Origin of the sequence: Burkholderia sp. RF7-non_BP4, assembly GCF_001521935.1 — a bacterium.
Taxonomy (GTDB): domain Bacteria; phylum Pseudomonadota; class Gammaproteobacteria; order Burkholderiales; family Burkholderiaceae; genus Burkholderia; species Burkholderia diffusa.
Window position 1 is genome coordinate 73,953 of the sequence record NZ_LOTA01000004.1, and the last position, 6,084, is coordinate 80,036.

The 6,084-nt window shown below is 67.4% G+C and carries 6 protein-coding genes; 4 read left to right on the top strand and 2 right to left on the bottom strand.

The features are described 5' to 3' along the window. The first annotated feature begins 114 nt into the window (after positions 1 to 114). Positions 115 to 1,215: a chorismate synthase gene (aroC, locus tag WS49_RS02475; protein WP_059524168.1), complete on the top strand. Its 1,101-nt coding sequence runs from the start codon at positions 115 to 117 to the stop codon at positions 1,213 to 1,215. A 69-nt stretch (positions 1,216 to 1,284) separates the two neighbouring features. On the opposite strand, the gene WS49_RS02480 is transcribed toward aroC, so the two are convergent. Beyond that, positions 1,285 to 2,355 (bottom strand): LacI family DNA-binding transcriptional regulator, encoded by a 1,071-nt coding sequence (locus tag WS49_RS02480; RefSeq protein WP_059524169.1) that lies wholly within the window; start codon positions 2,353 to 2,355, stop codon positions 1,285 to 1,287. Positions 2,356 to 2,593: 238 nt separating this feature from the next. On the opposite strand from WS49_RS02480, the gene rbsK reads away from it, so the two are divergent. The 3 genes from rbsK to WS49_RS02495 are packed head-to-tail and all read left to right on the top strand — an operon-like array spanning position 2,594 to position 5,892. After that, positions 2,594 to 3,523 carry a ribokinase gene (gene rbsK, locus WS49_RS02485; protein ID WP_059524171.1) on the top strand — a complete coding sequence of 310 codons (930 nt, stop codon included), beginning with the start codon at positions 2,594 to 2,596 and terminating at the stop codon, positions 3,521 to 3,523. 58 nt (positions 3,524 to 3,581) lie between these two features. Continuing rightward, entirely contained in the window at positions 3,582 to 4,901 is a 1,320-nt protein-coding gene (locus tag WS49_RS02490) for an MFS transporter (protein WP_059524173.1), read from the top strand. A 43-nt stretch (positions 4,902 to 4,944) separates the two neighbouring features. Beyond that, on the top strand, positions 4,945 to 5,892 hold the full coding sequence (locus tag WS49_RS02495; RefSeq protein WP_059524174.1) for a dihydrodipicolinate synthase family protein: 948 nt from the start codon (positions 4,945 to 4,947) through the stop codon (positions 5,890 to 5,892). Between the two features lie 116 nt (positions 5,893 to 6,008). Here the strand turns inward: WS49_RS02495 and WS49_RS36460 are convergent. Next, on the bottom strand, positions 6,009 to 6,084 hold a 76-nt coding region (locus tag WS49_RS36460), incomplete at its 5' end, for a 4Fe-4S dicluster domain-containing protein (protein ID WP_133168007.1).

Sequence of the window (6,084 nt, forward strand, 5' to 3'; positions counted from 1 at the left end):
CGGGACGGCTGGCATAATAGCGGTTTACTTCTTTTTCTCGACCGGCAAACGATCGGCCTGCCAGCGGTCCCGGCAGCGCATCGGTTTGTCCAATTCTCTTTGGGCGGTTCCATCATGTCCGGCAATACCCTCGGCACGCTTTTCACTGTCACGACCTTCGGCGAATCGCACGGTCCCGCGATCGGCTGCGTGATCGACGGCTGCCCGCCGGGAATGGGGCTGACCGAAGCCGACATCCAGATCGAACTCGATCGCCGCAAGCCCGGCACGTCGCGGCACGTGACGCAGCGCCAGGAGGCCGACGAGGTCGAGATCCTGTCCGGCGTGTTCGAAGGCGTGACGACCGGCACGCCGATCGCGCTGCTGATCCGCAACACCGACCAGCGCAGCAAGGACTACGGCAACATCGTCGAGACGTTTCGACCCGGCCATGCCGACTACACCTACTGGCAGAAATACGGCATCCGCGACTACCGCGGCGGCGGCCGCTCGTCCGCGCGCCTGACCGCGCCGATCGTCGGCGCGGGCGCGGTCGCGAAGAAATGGCTGCGCGAGCGTTTCGGCGTCGAGGTGCGCGGCTACATGAGCGGTCTCGGCGAGATCGACGTGCCGTTCGTCGACTGGTCGCACGTTCGCGAGAACCCGTTCTTTTCGCCGAACGCGGCGGTCGTTCCGGAGCTGGAAGCCTACATGGACGCGCTGCGCAAGGACGGCGATTCGATCGGCGCGCGCATCGACGTCGTTGCGTCCGGCGTGCCGGTCGGCTGGGGCGAGCCGGTATTCGACCGGCTGGACGCGGACATCGCGAAGGCGATGATGAGCATCAACGCGGTGAAGGGCGTCGAGATCGGCGCGGGCTTCGACAGCGTCGCGCAGCGCGGCTCGGTGCACGGCGACGAACTGACGCCGGCCGGCTTCGTCGGCAACCATGCGGGCGGCGTGCTCGGCGGGATCTCGACGGGGCAGGACATCACCGTGTCGATCGCGATCAAGCCGACGTCGAGCATCCGCACGCCGCGCCGTTCGATCACGAAGTCCGGCGAAGAGGCGACGGTCGAAACCTTCGGTCGCCACGACCCGTGCGTCGGCATTCGCGCGACGCCGATCGCCGAGTCGATGCTTGCGCTGGTGCTGATCGACCATGCGCTGCGCCATCGCGCGCAGTGCGGCGACGTCGAGACGCCGACGCCGAAGATCGCGGGCAGCGCGACCTGAGGCAGCCGGGCCGGCATGCGCCGGCTCGATCGATTCGATGCGAAACGGGGTGCCTGAGGCGCCCCGTTTTCATTGAGCCGCCGAGTTCGGCGGCGCGGCCGATTCGCGCACCCGCAGCTCCGGCAGTACCGCGAAACCGGGCCCGGTTTCGCCGTGCTCGAGTGCGTCGAGCAACGCGCGGGCGGCCTTGCGGCCGATCGCATCGGTGTCGACCCACATCGTCGTCAGCGCAGGCCGGATCTCGCGAGCCAGCGCGACATCGTCGAAGCCGGTGATCGACAATTGCGACGGCACGTCGAGGCCGATGGCCTGCGCTTCCAGCAGGGCGCCGAGCGCGAGTGCGTCGTTGCCGCAGATCACGGCCGTCGGGCGCGTCGCCCCGCTGTCGGCGATCGCGCGCAGGCTCGCGCGCCCGAACGCGATCGTGGCCGGGCCCTCATGCTGGTGGATCGGCCGGACCGCGAGCCCGCGCGCGGCGAGCGTGTCGTGGATGCCGCGCAGGCGGGCCTGCACACGGTCGTTGTCCGCCGAAGGCTGCATGATGATCGCGAAATCGCGATGCCCGAGGTCGAGCAGGTGCGTGGTCAGTCGCGCGAATGCCGCACGGTTGTCGAAGCCGATGCAGCAGTGCGGGCTGTCGTCGCGGTAAGCATAGGTGACGACATACGGCACCCGATGCAGGTCGAGCAGTTCGAATACTTCCGGCGGATAGGCCTCGCCGACCAGCGACACGGCTTCGACGCCGCGCGACAGCATCGCGCGCACCTGCGCGAGCGCCTGGGCCGGGTCGTAATTCGAGCAGCCCAGGAACAGCGTGATGCCGTGCTCGGCCATGACCGCCTGCATGCCCGCTACCTGCGACGCGAACACCTGGTCGTCGAGCGTCGGGATGATTGCACCCGTGATGTGGGTGCGCGTGGAGGCGAGTGCGCGGCCGGCCGCATTGGGAATCCAGTTCAGCGCGCGTGCCGCGTCGCGCACGCGCTGCTGCACGTCGGCCGAGACCTTGCCGGGGTCGTTGTAGACACGCGAAACGGTCGCGGTCGACACGCCGGCGAGTTTCGCGACATCCCCGAGCACTGATCGGCCGCTGCCGCGGCGTGCGCGAGCCGTGCCGCCGCTGGATGGGGGCATACTCATCGGTCATCCTTGGGCGCGGCTGCGTCGCAGACGCCGCGCGTGGTCAAAAACGCCATCGTTTACCCTCGATTCATCGTGGTCCCGCTTGCATTCCCGGCGACGCCTGTGCGAATGTAAGCGCTATCTTGATGCCATTCCGTATTATGTCAGACACAGATCGCATCCGCATTGTGAAATTTTCGTCGACGACGGCCGCTCCGGCTATTTTGTTTGTCGCAAATGTAAGCGGTTACATCGAATGAAGAGCCACGCAAAGTCCCCTCGAATCGCGGTCGTCGGCAGCATCAACGTCGACCTCGTCACGCATGCGCCACGGCTGCCCGTGCCGGGCGAAACGCTGCTCGGCACGACGTTCCGGACCGTTCACGGCGGCAAGGGGGCGAACCAGGCGGTGGCAGCGGCCCGTCTGGGCGCATCGGTCGCAATGATCGGCTGCGTCGGCGACGACGCGTTCGGGGCGCGCCTGCACGACGCGCTGGCGGCCGAACGCATCGACGTGACGCACCTGCACCGGATCGACGGCGAGGCAAGCGGCGTCGCGACGATCACGGTCGACGCGCACGGGGCGAACAGCATCGTGGTGGTGCCCGGTGCGAACGCGCGCCTCGATGCCGAATTGATCGACGAAGCGCGCGACGCGATCGCCGGTGCGGCGCTGATGGTGTGCCAGCTCGAGGTGCCGATCGAGACCGTCGCGCGCGCGATCGGCAGTGCGATCGCGCATCGCACGCCGGTGCTGCTCAATCCGGCGCCTGCACGGCCGCTGTTCGACGCATTGCTGGCGCGGATCGACTACCTCGTCGTCAACGAAACGGAAGCGGAGTCGCTGACCGGCATCGCCGTCGGCGACGACGCCTCGGCGGTGCGCGCCGCCGAGGCGCTGCGCGCGAAAGGCGTCGGCAACGTGCTGGTGACGCTGGGCGCGCGCGGCGTCTGCTGGCGCGGCAGCGCGGGGAATGGCCGCCATCGGGCCATGGCGGTGGTCGCCGTCGATACGACGGCGGCCGGCGACACCTTCGTCGGCGGATTCGCGGCCGCCCGGGCGAGCGGTGCGTCGATGGACGACGCGATCGCGTTCGGCCAGCGTGCTGCCGCGATCAGCGTCACGCGCCACGGCGCGCAGACGTCCATTCCGACACGCGAGGAAGTGGAGCGCATGACGGTATAGATTCCGCGACGACGGAAGGCGCGGGCAGACACCCGCCTATGACATGGAGACAATCGAAATGAACGAAGACCAGGCTGTTCCGACTGCGCCGCCACGTATCCGGCGCGGACAACGTATCGCGCTCGCGCTGCTGATGGCGAGCGGAATCGTCAACTATCTCGATCGCGGCACGCTGGCCGTCGCGAGTTCGGCAATCCGGAACGATCTCGGGCTGTCGCTCTCGCAGATGGGGTTGCTGCTGTCGGCGTTCTCGTGGAGCTATGCGCTGTGCCAGTTTCCGGTCGGCGGGCTCGTCGATCGCATCGGGCCGCGCCGGCTGCTCGGCATCGGGCTGATCGTCTGGTCGTTCGCGCAGATGGCGGGCGGCCTCGTGTCCACCTTCGGCTGGTTCATCGTCGCGCGCATCGTGCTCGGCATCGGCGAGGCGCCGCAGTTCCCGTCGGCGGCGCGGGTGGTGAGCAACTGGTTTCCGTTGCGCGCACGCGGTACGCCGACCGGGATCTTCAACGCGGCATCGCCGCTCGGTACCGCGCTCGCGCCGTTGCTGCTGTCGGTGCTCGTCGCGTCGTTCAACTGGCGCTGGGCGTTCTTCATCACGGGGGCACTTGGTCTCGTGGTCGCCGTCGTCTGGTTTGCGTCGTATCGCGATCCGGCGCGTGCGCAATTGACCGCGGCGGAACGAGGGTATCTCGATGCCGATGCGCAGACGACCGTCGCGGCACCCAAGCTGACCTTCGCCGACTGGCGCAGTCTGTTTTCGCACGGCACGACCTGGGGCATGCTGATCGGCTTCTTCGGTTCGGTGTATCTGAACTGGGTCTACCTGACCTGGCTGCCGGGATATCTGACGATGGAGCGTCACATGAGCCTCATTCGCACCGGGTTTGCGGCATCCGTGCCGTTCCTGTGCGGGTTCGTCGGTTCGCTCGTTGCCGGCTGGCTGTCGGATCTGGTGACGCGCCGCAGCCGCTCGCCGGTCGTGAGCCGGCGCAATGCGGTGGTCGTCGCGATGCTCGGGATGGTCGCGTTCACGATTCCGGCTGCGCTCGTGCAGAGCAATACGGTCGCGCTCGCGTGCATTTCGGTCGTGATTTTTCTCGCCAATGCGGCATCGGCATGTTCGTGGGCGCTCGCGACGGCGGCCGCACCGCCGAGCCGTGTCGCATCGCTCGGCGCGATCCAGAATTTCGGCGGCTTCATCGGCGGTGCGCTCGCGCCGATCCTGACGGGTGTCATCGCGCAGAAGTGGTCGTTCGTGCCGGCGCTGCTGACCGCGGCGGCAATCGCCTTCGCCGGCGCGATGGCTTACCTGCTGCTGGTGCGCAAGCCGATTCCCGAGCAGTCCGCGAGTGCAGCACGCGGAGCGCTGCCGGCCTGAGGCCTTCGGCTACCCCTGTATTCACTGAAGGAAGGAGAAACAGATGCAATCACATCAGCAGGCGAGCACGACCATCGAAGGGATCGTGCCGGTGATGCTGACGCCGTTCGACGATGCCGGCGCGATCGACTACGCGGGCCTCGAGCGACTCATCGAATGGTATCTGGCGCACGGCTCGGATGCGCTGTTCGCGGTCGCGCAATCGAGCGAGATGCAATTCCTGAGTCTCGCAGAACGTGCAGAACTTGCGCGTTTCGTGGTCGAGCGGGTGGCGGGGCGTGTGCCTGTCGTCGCGTCCGGGCACGTCAGCGAAGATCTGGACGCGCAGGTCGCCGAGCTGTGCGCCGCGGCGGAATCGGGTGCGCAGGGCGTCGTGCTCGTGACCAACCGCCTCGATCCACAGCGCAAGGGCAGCGCCGCGTTTCTCGATCATCTTCACAAGTTGCTCGCCCGATTGCCAACGGATCTGCCGCTTGGCTTGTATGAATGTCCGGCGCCTTATCGGCGATTGCTGTCCGATGACGAACTGCGCGCGTGCATCGACACGGGCCGCTTCGTGATGTTGAAGGACGTGAGCTGCGACCTGGAGACGGTGAAGCGGCGCGTTGCGCTGGCCGCGGGCTCGCCGATGAAGATCCTGAATGCGAACGCCGCGATCGCATGGGATGCGATGAAGGCGGGCTCCGCCGGTTTCAACGGCGTGTTCACCAACTTCCATCCCGATCTGTATCGGTGGCTGCGCACGCAGGGCGACTCGGATCCGGCGCTTGCCGACGAGTTGTCGACGTTCCTGGTGCTCTCGGCGGTGTCGGAAGCGCTTGGCTACCCGGCGCTCGCGAAGATCTACCATCAACGGATCGGCACGTTCGGATCGATTCGCTGCCGCGCGATCGACTACGACGTGCGCGAGCGGTTCTGGGCACTCGACGCGGTGCTCGACAAGATCGTGTCCGGCACGGAGCATTTCCGTCGGCGGATTGCGGCGCGCTAGCGACGCCGGTTCGGGGCGCGGTTCGGTGCGGCAATCGCGCGCCCGGTGGCGGGCAGGGTGGCGTCGAATGCCGACGGGACAAAAAAACGCCGCGCAAGGCGGCGTTTTCCGGCAGGTTACATGTTCGGGTAATTCGGCCCGCCGCCGCCTTCCGGCGTGACCCACACGATGTTCTGCGTCGGGTCCTTGATG